Here is a 14,182-nt window from a genome sequence, read left to right on the forward strand (position 1 = left end):
GCAAGCCACGCTGGATCATCGGCATCAGCTGGCAGGCCAGGGTCAACGACGCGATCGAACAATTCGGCCCGCTGCGCGCCATACCCGCAGCGTTCGCCGAGACCTGGAAAACCACGCGCAGCACCTTGGGCATGATCAAAAGCATGCTCGTCGGCGAGGCCTCGGCGAAGAACCTGTCCAGCGTGATTTCGATCGCCCAGGTCGCCAACGCCTCGGCGCATCAGGGCTTGGCCTGGTTCATGAACTTCCTCGCGGTGATTTCGCTGAGCCTGGGCATTCTGAATCTGCTGCCGATCCCGATTCTGGATGGCGGCCACATCGTGATTTACCTTGTCGAGTGGATCAAGGGCAGCCCGGTCAGCGAACGTACACTGATCGCCGGCCAATATGTGGGCTTGGCTTTGCTGGTAACCTTGATGAGCCTGGCGTTCTACAACGACATCGTTCGTCTGGTTGCTTCATAAACCGCCGGCGACAGCGGATAATGCATTCTTTTCGTCCCGAGTCGGGACGAATCGGTTTTCTACGTTCTGCCCTCCGGCCTTGCCGGGTAACAAAAATTCTAGTCTGGAAGTGACGATGAAGCGTATCGCCGCCCTTGTTTTGTTTGCCTGCCTCACCGCTCAAGTTCACGCCATCGATCCCTTCGTCGCCTCGGACATCCGCATCGACGGATTGCAGCGCATTTCCGCCGGCACCGTGTTCACCTATCTGCCGGTCGAGAAAGGTGACAACGTCACCACCGAACGCGTGCAGCAGGCCGTGCGCGCGCTGTACAAGACCGGTTTCTTCACCGACGTGCAGGTCAGCCGCCAGGGCGACATTCTCGTCATCACGGTGAAGGAGCGCCCGGCGATCTCGAAGATCCAGATCAAGGGCAACAAGGATCTGAAAGAGGAAGACCTGCTCAAGGGTCTTAAGGACATCGGCCTGGCCGAAGGCGAGCCGTTCGACCGCCTCTCGCTCGATCGCGTGACCCAGGAACTGACGCGCCAGTATTACAACCGCGGCAAATACAACGTCACCGTGAAACCCACGGTGATCAATCTGGACCGCAATCGCGTCGAGTTGTCGATCGTGATCGCCGAGGGCAAGGTCGCCAAGATCAAGAGCATCGATCTGGTCGGCAACCAGGCCTTCAGCGAAAAGGACATCCGCAGCGATTTCGAGTCCGATACCAGCAACTGGACGTCGTGGTACTCGAAGGACGATCAGTACTCGCGCGAAAAACTCACCGGCGATCTGGAAAAACTCAATTCCTACTATCTCGATCGCGGCTATATCGATTTCAACGTCGACTCCACCGAGGTCACGATCAGTCCGGACAAGCGCGACATGTACCTCACCGCCGCGGTTTCCGAGGGCGAGATCTACAAGGTTTCCGACGTCAAGCTGTCCGGCACGCTGGTCGTGAGCGAAGAGGAAATGCGCAAGCTGATCACGCTGCAGCCCGGCGAAGTGTTCTCGCGGCAGAAGGTGCAGAAGTCCTCCGAAGCGATGACCGCGGTACTGGCGAACATCGGTTACGCGTTTGCCCAGGTCACGCCGATTCCGACACCGGACAAGGACAAGCGCGAGGTCGGCATCAATTTCTTCGTCAATCCGGGCAAGCGCGTTTACGTGCGCCGTGTCAATTTCAAGGGCAATGCCTCGACCCAGGACGAAGTCATGCGCCGTGAAATGCGCCAGCTCGAAGGTGCATGGTATTCGCAGGCCGCGATCGACCGCTCGAAGATCCGTTTGCAGCGCCTGGGCTATTTCAAGAAAGTCGAGATCACCACGCCGCGCGTTGCGGGTACCGACGATCAGGTCGACGTGGACGTCAAGGTCGAGGAAACCAATTCCGGCAGCTTCACCTTCGGTCTCGGCTACTCGCAGGTCGAGCGGCTGATCGCCAGCGTGTCGCTGTCCGAGAACAACTTCATCGGCACCGGCGATCACGCGTCCGTGACTATTTCGAAAAGCTATTACCTGACCCAGTACGGACTTTCGTATTTCCAGCCGTACCTGACCGACAGCGGCATCGGTCTGGGCTACGACTTAAAATACAGCAAGCTCGACCAGAGCCAGGCGAATATCGCCAACTACCTCAACGACACCGGATCGTTCTCGACCAACATGGGTTTGCCGATCGGCGAAAACGATTCGGTAAATGTGTCGCTGGGCATCAGCCGCACCAAGATCATCACCTACTCCGACATCCCGATCCAGGCTGTCGATGCCAACGGCAATCTCATCTACGACAGCAGCGGCAACCCTATCTATCAGATCGACGCCAACGGCAGCTTCGTGACCACGCGTCAATTCTATTCGCCGCAGCCGATCATCGACTACCTCAATGCCCTCGGCCATTACACATTCCATGAAGTAACCATGAGCGCTTCGTGGGCGCACGACACGCGCAACAAGTTCTTCAATCCGACCCATGGATCGCTGATCCAACTCGGTGCCGAAGTCACCCTGCCAGGTTCGACCGCCGAATACTACAAACTCAGCGCACGCTACGCGCAATACCTTCCGGTCACTCGCAGCTTCACGCTCGAAGGCTCGTTGTTTGTCGGCTACGGCAATGCTTACGGCAAGCACACGGCACTCGGCCTGCCGTTCTTCGAGAACTACTACGCCGGCGGCATCGCCGATGTGCGCAATTTCCGCGACAACACGCTGGGTGCGGCCAACACGCGTTACCTCACGCTCGGCTGCACCTCGATCACCCAGGCCAGCTACTGCCTGCAGCCACTTGGTGGCGCGTTCAAGACGACCGGCTCGGTAGAGCTGATCATCCCGACGCCGTTCGTGAAGGACGACTCGGGCACGCGCCTGTCCTGGTATGTGGACGTCGGCAACGTGTACAAGACCTTCAACGACTTTTCCGTGACCGGGACGGACGGCTTCCGCGTATCCACCGGCATATCGCTGCACTGGCAGGCACCGGTCGGTCCGATCGTGATCAATCTGGGCCGTCCGATCATCAAGAAGGCCGGCGATATCCCGGAAACGCTGCAATTCAACTTCGGCGGGACATTCTGAGCTCGCCAGCCGACGCACATCGGAAAAAACGCCGGCGGCGTCCTGTCACTCGACGCGAGCGGCCCTTCTCGGGTTAAGATTGAGCGCTGGCGGCAGCCGCTGCGATGCCGCCATTCCGGTTTGCAGAGGGCGGTACCGCGTGAAGCTTGGCGCTGGCAGGGCTGAAATCAGTGGACGATGGGTGCTGTTCGCCGCGCTCGTGCTGTCCACCTCCGCATTTGCGCAGCCCGCGCCGACGCAAGCCGGCTCGCTCCAGGCCGCCGGCATCCGCATCGGCTATGTCGACATGAAGCGCCTGATCGACAATGCCCCGCAATTTACCGAAGGCAAGGCGCAGCTGGAGCGCGAGTTCGCCTCGCGCAACGAGACAATCAAGACCGACGACGCCAAACTCGCTGCCCTCAAGCAGCGCTACGAGCGCGACAGCACCATCATGACGCACGAGGACGCCGACGCGCTCAAGCGCGAAATCGACGCGACCGAACGCGCGAACAAACGCATGCACGATGAGGCGCGCACTGAATTGAACTCGCGCGCGGGAGCGTTGCGCGACAGCGCCTTCACCGCGCTGCAGGACACGATCATCGATTACGCGCGCGCACAGGGCTACGATCTGATCGTGCCCAGCCCGGTGCTGTACGCCAACCCGCGCATCGATATTACCGACGCAATCCTGCAGCGCTTGAAGAAAGGCGGCACGGGCGTGCCGAAACCGTGAGCGACGCGGCAGCGGAATTCAGCCTGGCGGGCCTCGCCGAACGCTTCGCGCTGCAACTGCGTGGCGACGGTGCGCGCATGATCGATGGCGTGGCGGCCCTGGCTGCGGCGACGCCGGCGCAGCTGGGCTTCCTCGCCAACCCGCGCTACCGCTCCGAACTGGCAACCTGCAAGGCGGCCGCAGTGATCCTGCGCGCCGCGGACGCCGATGCGTTCGCCGGCGCCGCGCTGATCGCCGAAGATCCCTACGTCGCCTTCGCCAAGATAGCGGCCTTGTTCCAAAGCACGCCGGCGCCCGTGCCGGGCATTCATGCCAGTGCGGTGGTTGCGAACGATGCGCGCGTCGCGACCAGCGCCAGCATCGGTCCATTCTGCGTGATCGACAGCGGAACGGTGATCGACGATGGCGCCGTAGTTGGCCCGCATTGCACGATCGGACCGGGCTGTCGAGTCGGTGCACAGACGCGTCTGGTCGCGCGCGTGACTCTGGTGGCGCAGGTTGTACTCGGCAAGCGCGTGCTCGTGCATCCGGGTGCGGTGATCGGCGCGGACGGTTTCGGGCTCGCTTTCGATCGCAGCGCTTCCAATCACGGCAGCTGGATCAAGGTGCCGCAGCAGGGCGGCGTGGTCGTCGGCGACGATTGCGAGATCGGCGCGAACACCACGATCGATCGCGGCGCGCTCGACGACACCGTGCTCGAAGACGATGTGCGCCTCGACAACCAGATCCAGATCGCACACAACGTGCGTATCGGCGCGCACACTGCGATGGCGGGCTGTGCGGCCGTTGCCGGCAGCGCGACGATCGGCCGTTACTGCCTGATCGGCGGCGGCGCCGGCATCCTCGGCCATCTTTCCATCGCCGACCGGGTCACGATTACCGCAATGACCCTGGTCACCCATTCCATTCACGAAGCCGGGGAGTATTCCTCGGGCACCCCAATCCAGGATAATCGCGCATGGCGTCGCAACGCGGCGCGTTTCAGACACTTGGACGAATTGACCCGGCGCGTACAGACGCTGGAGAAGGAACGCAAACCATGACCAAACAAGCCCCCACCCTGCCGATCGAGGCGCACACGATCGCCACGATGCTGCCGCATCGCTATCCGTTCCTGCTCGTGGATCGCGTCATTGAATATGAAATCGGCAAGCGCGTGCGCGCGCTGAAGAACGTCAGCGTCAACGAGCCGTTTTTCCAGGGACATTTCCCGAACTATCCGGTAATGCCGGGTGTGCTGATCATCGAGGCGCTCGCCCAGGCTTCGGGCGTGCTCGTGCACCTGTCGAACGACTATGCGCCCGACGCGCACCCGCTTTATTTTCTCGTCAAGGTCGACAAGGCCAAATTCAGCAAGATCGTCCTTCCCGGCGACCAGCTCGTACTCGACGTCGAACTGAAGCGCATGATCCGCAACATGGCGATCTTCCATGGCCGCGCGAGCGTCGCCGGCCAGCCTGTCGCCGAGGCCGAGATCATGTGCGCGGAGAGCGCCGCGGGATGACCATGCGGGGAATCCATCCCACGGCCGTCGTCGACGAGTCCACCAAGCTTGCTGCCGACGTCAGTGTCGGCGCCTACAGCGTGATCGGCGCCGGCGTCGAGATCGGCGCAGGTACGCAAATCGGCGCGCATGTGGTGATCGAAGGTGCGACGCGCATCGGTCGCAACAATCGCATCTGGCAGTTCGCCTCGGTCGGCGGCGACCCGCAGGACAAGAAATTCGGCGGCGAACGCAGCGAACTCGTGATCGGTGACGACAATATGATCCGCGAGTTCACCACGCTCAATCGCGGTACCGCCGACGGCGGCGGTGCGACGCGCATCGGCAACGGCAACTGGATCATGGCCTATGTGCATATTGCGCACGATTGCCAGATCGGCAACCACACGGTGTTTTCGAACAACGCAACCCTTGCCGGCCACGTCGAGATCGGCGACTACGCGATCCTGTCGGGCTTTGCCGGCGTGCATCAGTTCTGCCGCATCGGCGCGCACGCCTTCATCGGCATGAACTGCATGGTCAATGGCGACGTGCCACCGTTCGTGATGATGGCCGCCGACTACGGCCGTCCACGCGGCATCAACAGCGAAGGTCTCAAGCGCCGCGGCTTCACGCCCGAGCGGCTCGCGGCGATCAAACGCGCATACCGCACACTGTACGTGTCCAAGCTGCCGCTGGACGAGTCGCGTGCGGCGCTTGCCGCCTGGGCGAGCGAATCGGACGACGTGCGCATGCTGCTCGAATTCATCGAACGCGGGCAGCGGCCGCTGGCGCGTTGAGGCCCGGGGCTGAAGCCCTTAAAGCTTCGTCATTCCGGCGAAAGCCCGGTTTTAACAGCCGAATGGCTGGTCATCTAGCGGCTTTGCTTTTACGAAAGCGCACGAAGAGCAGAAGACACTGGATTCCGGCTTTCGCCGGAATGACGAGAAGAGAATGGCTATCCCCGATTCCCGACTCCCAATTTCCGATTCCCGGCTCTTCGTCCTCGTCGCCGGCGAAGCGTCGGGCGATCTGCTCGGCGCGGATTTGATTGCCGGGCTTAAACAACGTTTTCCGAATGCCCGCTTCGCCGGTATCGGCGGTCCGCACATGCTTGATGCCGGCCTCGACCTCTGGCATCCGGCGCAGCGGCTGAGCGTGATGGGTCTGGTCGAAGTGCTCAAGCATCTGCCCGGCCTGCTTGCACTGCGCAACAATGTATACAAACGCACCTTGCAGCTACGGCCGGATGTCTTTATCGGCATCGACGCGCCGGATTTCAATCTCGGCCTCGAACGCCGGCTCAAGCGCGCCGGCGTGCGCACGGCACACTACGTCAGCCCGTCGGTATGGGCCTGGCGCGAAGCGCGCGCGGCGAAAATCGGCCGTAGCGCCGATCGCGTGCTGTGCCTGTTCCCGATGGAACCGCCGATCTACGCACGCCACGGCGTGGATGCGCGCTTCGTCGGCCATCCGCTGGCTGCCGCCTTTGCCATCGCTCCGGACAAAGCCGCCGCGCGCCGTACGCTGGGCCTGGCCGAGGACGCAACCGTACTCGCACTGCTGCCCGGCAGCCGTCTCGGCGAAATCGCGCGCCTTGGCCGCGACTTCCTCGAAACCGCGATTCTGCTAAGGCAACAATTTCCACAATTGCAGATTGTCGCACCGATGGCGAATGCGGAGTGCCGTGCAGCGTTCGAGGCCTTGTTGCCAGCTGAAATCGGGAGCCGGGAGCCGGGAACCGGCAGCCGGACAGCGGACGTGCAATCGGGATTTCCGGCTACCGGCTACCGGCTACCGGCTTCCGTGACCATCATCGACGGCCAAGCTCACACCGCAATGATCGCCGCCGACGCCGTGCTGCTTGCCTCGGGCACCGCCGCACTCGAAGCGATGCTGGCGAAGCGGCCGATGGTCGTCGCCTATCGCGTCGCCGCGTTGACCTATCGCCTGGTAAAAATCTTCGGCCTGTTGCGCACGGACGTCTATTCGCTGCCGAATATTCTCGCCTGCAGGACGGTTGTGCCGGAGCTGATGCAGGACGCCTGCACGCCGCCCGCGCTCGCCGCCGTGCTCGCGCCGATGCTGCGTGCACGTGCCCTGCCGCCGAATGTATTGCAGGAATTCGTTTGCCTGCACGAATCGCTGCGCGCAGACGCCGAGCACGGCGCAGCGGCAGCAGTCGCTGAACTGGCGCAAGTTGCAATATCCGGCAGTCGCGCATGACGCAGTGGATTCCCGCATCGCAGCAACGAGTTTCATTGACGCTTGCGCTCGCGCACCGTAACGTTGCTCCGTGCACGAACCCGTCTTGACCGCGATGCTCCAACCCGCGTCGCTTCCGCGCCGAAGCAAGATTTTCGCCCTCTTCATCCTGGCCGGATTTGTCGCCCTGATCGGTTTCGGACCGATGGCCGAAGCGACCGGGATCGAACGCGCATTTTCAGCGACCCTGCTGCTGGCGACGCTCGCGCTGATCGCGTTTCTTACCCGACGCATCATCTTCGCGTTCGCCCTGCCGACAGTGATTTTCGGCAGCGTCCTGATCTCCAGTTACATGAAGTTTCATTACCTCACGACGCCGCTGCTCGCGCCTGATCTGGTCTATTTCGTCAACCGCGATCTGGTCGAAGTGGCGACGCGCTATCCGCCGATCATGCTTGCGATCATCACCGCGGTGGTCCTCATCCCGACCCTGCTGGTTCTCGCCTGGCGCATGGATCGGCCGAACTTTCTCGCGCGGCTTGCGCAACCCCGGCGCCGCTACGTGCGCATTGCCGGCGCGCTCGCCGCCGTCGTTGCCCTGCTGCTCGCCGCATGGCCGACAGGGCCGTTCGCCGCGGTGTTCGAAAAAGGCATGTGGCAGGCGATGAACGACAAGAGCTACATCACGGATTTTTACACCTCGTTCTATCAGACCCAGGTCAGGATCCCGGCGTTCGCGGCCGATGAGGAGAGCGGCCTGTTGTGGACTCAGGGCGACGCCGACAACCCGCCGCTCTGCGCGCCTCCGGCCTGCACGCCGGCGAAGCCGCTCAAGGACGCCCAGGAGCATCCGGATATCATCGCTGTGCTCGAAGAAAGCACCTACGATCCGAGCATGCTCAAGGTCTGCACGCGGCCCGAATGCAAGCGCCAGATGTTCGTGGCCGACGGACGCACGCGCGCGCACGGACTGCTCACCGTGCATGTCTGGGGCGGCGGCACCTGGACCAGCGAATTCGCCCTGATGTCGGGCCTGAATCATCTGAGCTTCGGCGATGCGGGTCTGTATGCGCCCTACAATCTCGCGCCGCGCATCAAGACCTCGATGCCGAACGTGCTGCGCGCGGCCGGCTATCGCACGATCGCCATCTATCCGATGTCGGGCAACTTCATCAACGCGCGCAACGCCTACGAGAACTATGGCTTCGATGCGTTCTACGATGGTCAGGATTACGGCCTGTCGTGGGAATCGCCCGACAGCGATCTGATGCAGGTATTCAATCAGATCTACGACAAGGAAAAGCGGACCATCGGCAAGCAGCCCCTGTTCGTGATGATGCTGACCCTGCGCCAGCATGGCCCGCATATGACGCCGCTGAACACGCTGCCCGCGCCGTTCAACAAGCCGCTGTTCCCGGGAAAATTCGTGCCCAAGTCGCTGGACGAATGGATGAACCTCAATCTCGGCAATTACCTGCACCGTCTCGCCGATTCGGATATCGCGATGGCCAGCCTGGAGAAGAAATTGCTCAACGGCGACCGCCCCGTGCTGCTGTTCCATTTCGGCGACCATCAGCCCTCGTTCGACGGCGCCATGCGTGCGCTGGACAAGAACCTGCCCGCGGCCGACGGCGATCCGAACTTCATCACCTATTACATGCTGAAGACGAATTACCAGACCGCGCGCAAGGTCGGCGATGTGGAAATGGACCTGAGCTTCGCCCCGTCCCTGATTCTCGACATGGCCGGCGTGAAGAAGGACACACTGTTCCAGGCCAACGCGCTGATGCGCGAACGCTGCGCCGGCTTCTATCTCAATTGCGCCAAAAAGCAAATTGTGGATTCCTACCAGAATTATATTTTTTACCAACTCGGCGCACTGCACGAATGAAGCTCAGCGAACTGGTTGCCGGTGTGGACGAGGCGGGGCGCGGACCGCTGGCCGGGCCGGTCGTCGTCGCCGCGGTGATTCTCGACCCGACACGCCCGATCGTCGGACTGGCCGATTCCAAGGTACTGAGCCGAACGCAGCGCGAAGAACTGGACCTTGAGATCCGCACGCGCGCGCTCGCCTTCAGCGTGATCGAAGTGGGCGTCGGCGAAATCGACGAGCTGAATATTCTGCAGGCGACGCTGGTCGGCATGACCCGGGCCATCGCCGCACTCCGGCCGGCGCCGCAGCTCGCGCTGATCGACGGCAACCGGCTTCCGCGCGACCTGCCGTGCGCCGGCCGCACGATCATCTGTGGCGATGCGCTCGAACCGGCCATCAGCGCCGCATCGATCCTGGCCAAGGTCGCGCGCGACGCGCGCATGCGCGAGCTCGATGTGTTGTTCCCGGGCTACGATTTCGCCCTGCACAAGGGTTATCCCACCGCGTCGCATCGCGCCGCGCTGCAGCGCCTCGGCGCCTGCCCGCAACATCGGCGCAGTTTCGCGCCGGTCAGGCAATGCGAACTGTTCACCTGACGACCGGCGGCCCGGCCGCAGTATGATGCTTTGGCGCGCCGCCGAATGAAGACGAAGCCCAATGACGATTGAACTATCCACCCTGTCCGCCACGCAACTCGATGAACTGATCGCAGCAGCCGTCAAGCGGCGCGCCGAAATGAAACCCGAGCCCGCCACGCAGCCGCCGGAGCAGTGCGAAGCCATCGTCAACCCGGCATGGCATACCTCGCCCCTGCCACAGGGCGTGTTGTTCATGCTGCGCCACCCCGGTCTGGGCTGGCTCGGCTTCGTGCTGCCGCACGAGCACCGCGTGCATCTTGCGAGCCTGTGGCTGCACCAGTCGTTGCTGCACAAACCGGCCGCCGAGCCCGCCAGCGATCCGGCCACTGCGCCCACGCCGCCGCCGAATGTCGGGGCCGGCGGCAGCGGCACGCTGCATTGAATAATCGATGAAAATTGCAGGTTCGCTCCACACTGTTCGTCAAGCCTTGCCTGGCTGACGAGGGGGGGCTACCCTGCGCTGCTAGCTCATCTTCGTCGTCATGACCCCCACCTTCGTTCATCTGCACATCCACAGCGACTACTCGCTGATCGATTCGACGATCCGTCTGCCCGACAAGCCCGAATACGGCGACCCGGCCAAGGCGCCGCGCGCGAATCTGATCAGCCAGACGGTCACGCTCGACCAACCCGCACTCGCGCTGACCGATCAGAGCAACCTGTTTGCGCTGGTCAAGTTCTATCGCGCGGCCGAGGCGAACGGGATCAAGCCGATCGCTGGCGCGGATTTGTGGATCGCCAATGCGGGCGATCCGAACAAGCCCTACCGTCTGACTGTGCTGTGCCAGAACCGCGCGGGTTATTTGAACCTCGCGCGCCTGATCTCGCGCAGCTATATCGAAGGCCGCCATGGCGACCACGCGATCGTGCAGCCGGAATGGTTCGACGGCAGCAGTGCAGGCCTGATCGCGCTGGCCGGGCGGCATAGCGACATCGGCCATCTGTTGCTCGCGGACAAAACCGAAGCGGCGCTCGCCGCCACGCGCGAGTGGCTGCGCTGGTTCGACGATCGCTGGTATTTCGAACTGACCCGCACTGGCCATGCCGACGAGGGACATTTCATCGATGCCGCGCTGCAGCTTGCGGCGAAGCTGGACTGCCCCGTCGTCGCGACCAACGACGTGCGCTTTCTCGCGCGCGAGGATTTCGAGGCGCACGAAGCGCGCGTCTGCATCCATTCCGGCCGTCTGCTCAACGATCCGAAGCGTCCGCGCGATTACACGCCGGAGCAATATCTCAAATCGGCGGAAGAGATGGCCGAGCTGTTCGCCGATCTGCCGGAGGCTCTGGAAAATAGTATAGAAATTGCAAAACGCTGCAATCTGGAACTTTCCTTCGGCAAGTATTATCTGCCCGAGTTTCCGCTGCCCGCGGGCGCAACGATCGATTCGTTCATCCGCAACCAGGCCGCTGTCGGCCTGCAGGCACGCCTGGCCAAACATGCGCTGGCCGAAGGGTTTGCACACGACGACTACGTCGCGCGACTGACCCGCGAACTCGATGTAATCGTGACCATGGGTTTTGCCGGCTACTTTCTCATCGTCGCCGACTTCATCAACTGGGCCAAGGCCAACGATATTCCGGTCGGCCCGGGACGCGGTTCCGGCGCGGGCTCGGTCGTGGCGTGGAGTCTGGGCATCACCGATCTGGATCCGTTGCGCTACGGTCTGCTGTTCGAGCGCTTCCTCAATCCCGAGCGCGTGTCGATGCCGGACTTCGACGTCGACTTCTGCATGGACGGCCGCGATGCGGTGATCGACTACGTCGCGCGCAAGTACGGCCGCGACAAGGTCAGCCAGATCATCACCTATGGCACGATGGCGGCCAAGGCGGTGCTGCGCGATTCGGGCCGCGTGCTCGGCATGAGCTACGGCCATGTCGACAGAATCGCCAAGCTCATTCCGCTGCGACCGCTGGATCTGAGCCTGGAAGACGCGCTCGGCCACAGCGAAAAATCGCGCGCGGAACCCGAACGCATCGTCGCCGAATTCCGCGACCAGTACCAGACCGACGACGACGTGCGCGATCTGGTCGATCTCGCGATCAAGCTCGAGGACCTGACGCGTAATGCGGGCAAGCACGCCGGCGGCGTCGTCATCGCGCCGAGCGCGCTGACCGATTTCGCCCCGCTCTACTCCGAAGGTGGCGAGAGCGGCGCGGTGACCCAGTTCGACAAGGACGACGTCGAGGCGATTGGCCTGGTCAAGTTCGACTTTCTCGGCCTGCGCACGCTGACCATCATCGACTGGGCGGTGAAGGCGATCAATGCACGCCGCGCGCGCACGCCTGCGGCGCCACCCCTTCCGCTCTCCGGGCACCTTCCCCCGCAAGCAGGGGAAGGAGATGCGGAGCGGCCTGCGGCCGCGACCGTCCAGATGGAAGCGCCGCTCGATATCACCCTGCTGCCGCTCGACGACCCGGGCGTGTATGCCTTGCTGAAAAAGGCGCACACGGTCGCCGTATTCCAGCTCGAGTCGCGCGGCATGCAGGGCATGCTCAAGGACGCCAAGCCGGACCGTTTCGAGGACATCATCGCGCTGGTGTCGCTGTTCCGTCCCGGGCCGATGGACCTGATCCCGAGTTTCTGCAAACGCAAGCACGGCGCCGAGGCAATCGAGTATCCCGATCCGCGCGTCGAACCCGTGCTCGCCGAGACCTACGGCATCATGGTCTATCAGGAACAGGTCATGCAGATGGCGCAGATCGTCGGCGGTTACTCGCTCGGCGCCGCCGATCTGTTGCGCCGCGCGATGGGCAAGAAGAACCCGGCCGAGATGGCCAAGCAGCGCGCGGTATTCCGCGACGGTGCCGCGGCGAATGGAATGAGCGCCGCGAAAGCCGACGCGATTTTCGACCTCATGGAAAAATTCGCCGGCTACGGCTTCAACAAGTCGCATGCCGCAGCGTATGCGATGGTCGCGTACCAGACCGCGTGGCTGAAGGTTCACTACCCAGCAGAATTCATGGCCGCGGTGTTGTCCTCGGACATGGACAACACCGACAAGGTCGTGACCTTTCTCGACGAAGCGCGCGCGATGCATCTGGTCGTGCGCGCGCCCGATGTGAACGCCTCGAATTACCCCTTCGTCGCCGAAGACGACGGCAGCATTCGTTACGGACTCGGCGCGATCAAGGGTGTCGGCCGCGCGGTGTGCGAGAGCATCGCCGCCGAGCGTGAGCGCGCAGGCGCATTCACCGATCTTGCCGATTTCTGCCGGCGGGTCGATCCGCACAAGCTCAACAAGCGCGTGCTCGAAGCACTCACCTTGTCCGGCGCGCTGGATGCGCTGGCATCGAACCGCGCGACCCTGATGCTGCAAGTGCCCGAGGCGATGAAGGCCGCCGAACAACAGGCGCGCGATGCGCAGGCGGGGCAGAACGACATGTTCGGCGCGAGTGCGAAAGTCGCGATCAAGCTGCAGTTGCCGGTGTGCGACGAGTGGCCGCTGCAACAACGCCTGATCGGCGAGCGCGAAACACTCGGGCATTATCTGTCCGGCCATCCGACCGAAGCCTGGCGCGCGATTCTCGTGCAGCTCGCCGATGCGCCGCTGGGCGAGGTCGCCAAACACTACCGCCCGCCCGCGCCGGAACAACGTCGCGGACGCTTCAGCGATCAGCCGTTCGTCGTTGCCGGCATGCTCACCAGCTTGCGCAAGCGTGGCGACACAATGGCATTCGCGCAGATCGAGGACTGGAGCGGGCGCATCGAGGTCAGTCTGTTCCGCGAAGCCTTCGTCGAGTTCGCCGCGCTGCTCACGCGCGACGCGATCCTGATCGTCGAAGGCGGCCTGTCGCTCGATGAATTTTCCGGCGGTTTCCAGTTGCGCGCGCGCCGCGTGAGCACGCTCGACGAGGCCTGCGCGCGCTACGCGCGGCTGCTGCGCGTGAAGCTCAATGGCGTCGACACCGCCTTCATTCCGCGCCTGCGCGATGCGCTGGCCGGCCATCGCGGCGGCAAGACCATGCTGCGCCTGTCCTACGCCAATGCGCAGGGTCGCGCGGAACTCGAATTCGGCACCGATTGGCGCGTGCGCGCCAGCGCCGGCCTGCTGCACACCCTGGAAGCCCTGCCCGGCGTGCTCGCCACCGAGTTGCTGCTGAGCAAACCGGCAGCCGGTTGAGCCGCATCCCTCGTCTCACGCCGCCCATCTGGGTATACTTGCGCACTTTGCGCAAACGCGCGTGCGGCTGCATCGCATGAATCCGAATTTTCTCGACTTCGAACAACCCAT

11 protein-coding genes are annotated in these 14,182 nt (G+C 63.1%); all 11 read left to right on the top strand.

Annotation, left to right across the window (positions count from 1 at the left end; genetic code table 11):
• Positions 1-464 (top strand): site-2 protease family protein (locus tag VIE67_RS10370; RefSeq protein WP_332025903.1); only part of this gene is annotated, 464 nt, incomplete at its 5' end.
• A gap of 115 nt (positions 465-579) precedes the next feature.
• On the top strand, positions 580-3,030 hold the full coding sequence (gene bamA, locus VIE67_RS10375) for an outer membrane protein assembly factor BamA (protein ID WP_332025905.1): 2,451 nt from the start codon (positions 580-582) through the stop codon (positions 3,028-3,030).
• 139 nt (positions 3,031-3,169) lie between these two features.
• Entirely contained in the window at positions 3,170-3,748 is a 579-nt protein-coding gene (locus VIE67_RS10380; RefSeq protein WP_332025907.1) for an OmpH/Skp family outer membrane protein, read from the top strand.
• Entirely contained in the window at positions 3,745-4,791 is a 1,047-nt protein-coding gene (lpxD, locus tag VIE67_RS10385; protein WP_332025909.1) for a UDP-3-O-(3-hydroxymyristoyl)glucosamine N-acyltransferase, read from the top strand. Before VIE67_RS10380 ends, lpxD begins: the two co-directional genes overlap by 4 nt.
• Positions 4,788-5,252, top strand: coding sequence for a 3-hydroxyacyl-ACP dehydratase FabZ (gene fabZ / locus VIE67_RS10390; protein WP_332025911.1), 465 nt, complete (start codon positions 4,788-4,790; stop codon positions 5,250-5,252). The genes lpxD and fabZ overlap by 4 nt, the downstream gene beginning before the upstream one ends.
• The gene (gene lpxA, locus VIE67_RS10395) at positions 5,249-6,031 is read left to right on the top strand and encodes an acyl-ACP--UDP-N-acetylglucosamine O-acyltransferase (RefSeq protein WP_414707341.1); all 783 of its coding nucleotides are present in this window, start codon (positions 5,249-5,251) and stop codon (positions 6,029-6,031) included. Before fabZ ends, lpxA begins: the two co-directional genes overlap by 4 nt.
• A 154-nt stretch (positions 6,032-6,185) precedes the next feature.
• Positions 6,186-7,457 carry a lipid-A-disaccharide synthase gene (lpxB, locus tag VIE67_RS10400; RefSeq protein WP_332025915.1) on the top strand — a complete coding sequence of 424 codons (1,272 nt, stop codon included), beginning with the start codon at positions 6,186-6,188 and terminating at the stop codon, positions 7,455-7,457.
• Positions 7,458-7,551: 94 nt separating this feature from the next.
• Positions 7,552-9,327 carry a sulfatase-like hydrolase/transferase gene (locus tag VIE67_RS10405; RefSeq protein WP_332025916.1) on the top strand — a complete coding sequence of 592 codons (1,776 nt, stop codon included), beginning with the start codon at positions 7,552-7,554 and terminating at the stop codon, positions 9,325-9,327.
• The gene (rnhB, locus tag VIE67_RS10410) at positions 9,324-9,905 is read left to right on the top strand and encodes a ribonuclease HII (RefSeq protein WP_332025918.1); all 582 of its coding nucleotides are present in this window, start codon (positions 9,324-9,326) and stop codon (positions 9,903-9,905) included. The genes VIE67_RS10405 and rnhB overlap by 4 nt, the downstream gene beginning before the upstream one ends.
• Before the next feature lie 61 nt (positions 9,906-9,966).
• On the top strand, positions 9,967-10,329 hold the full coding sequence (locus VIE67_RS10415) for a hypothetical protein (protein ID WP_332025920.1): 363 nt from the start codon (positions 9,967-9,969) through the stop codon (positions 10,327-10,329).
• Between the two features lie 100 nt (positions 10,330-10,429).
• Positions 10,430-14,071, top strand: coding sequence for a DNA polymerase III subunit alpha (gene dnaE / locus VIE67_RS10420; protein WP_332025922.1), 3,642 nt, complete (start codon positions 10,430-10,432; stop codon positions 14,069-14,071).
• The last annotated feature ends 111 nt before the right edge of the window (positions 14,072-14,182 follow it).

Origin of the sequence: Rudaea sp. (assembly GCF_036560865.1) — a bacterium.
Lineage (GTDB): Bacteria > Pseudomonadota > Gammaproteobacteria > Xanthomonadales > Rhodanobacteraceae > Rudaea.

What these genes read in the sequence shown, in the direction of transcription:
- bamA (WP_332025905.1), top strand. Translation starts at nt 580, where the DNA reads ATGAAGCGTATCGCCGCCCTTGTTTTGTTTGCCTGCCTCACCGCTCAA.
- fabZ (WP_332025911.1), top strand. Translation starts at nt 4,788, where the DNA reads ATGACCAAACAAGCCCCCACCCTGCCGATCGAGGCGCACACGATCGCC.
- lpxA (WP_414707341.1), top strand. Translation starts at nt 5,249, where the DNA reads ATGACCATGCGGGGAATCCATCCCACGGCCGTCGTCGACGAGTCCACC.
- lpxB (WP_332025915.1), top strand. Translation starts at nt 6,186, where the DNA reads ATGGCTATCCCCGATTCCCGACTCCCAATTTCCGATTCCCGGCTCTTC.
- VIE67_RS10405 (WP_332025916.1), top strand. Translation starts at nt 7,552, where the DNA reads ATGCTCCAACCCGCGTCGCTTCCGCGCCGAAGCAAGATTTTCGCCCTC.
- rnhB (WP_332025918.1), top strand. Translation starts at nt 9,324, where the DNA reads ATGAAGCTCAGCGAACTGGTTGCCGGTGTGGACGAGGCGGGGCGCGGA.
- VIE67_RS10415 (WP_332025920.1), top strand. Translation starts at nt 9,967, where the DNA reads ATGACGATTGAACTATCCACCCTGTCCGCCACGCAACTCGATGAACTG.
- dnaE (WP_332025922.1), top strand. Translation starts at nt 10,430, where the DNA reads ATGACCCCCACCTTCGTTCATCTGCACATCCACAGCGACTACTCGCTG.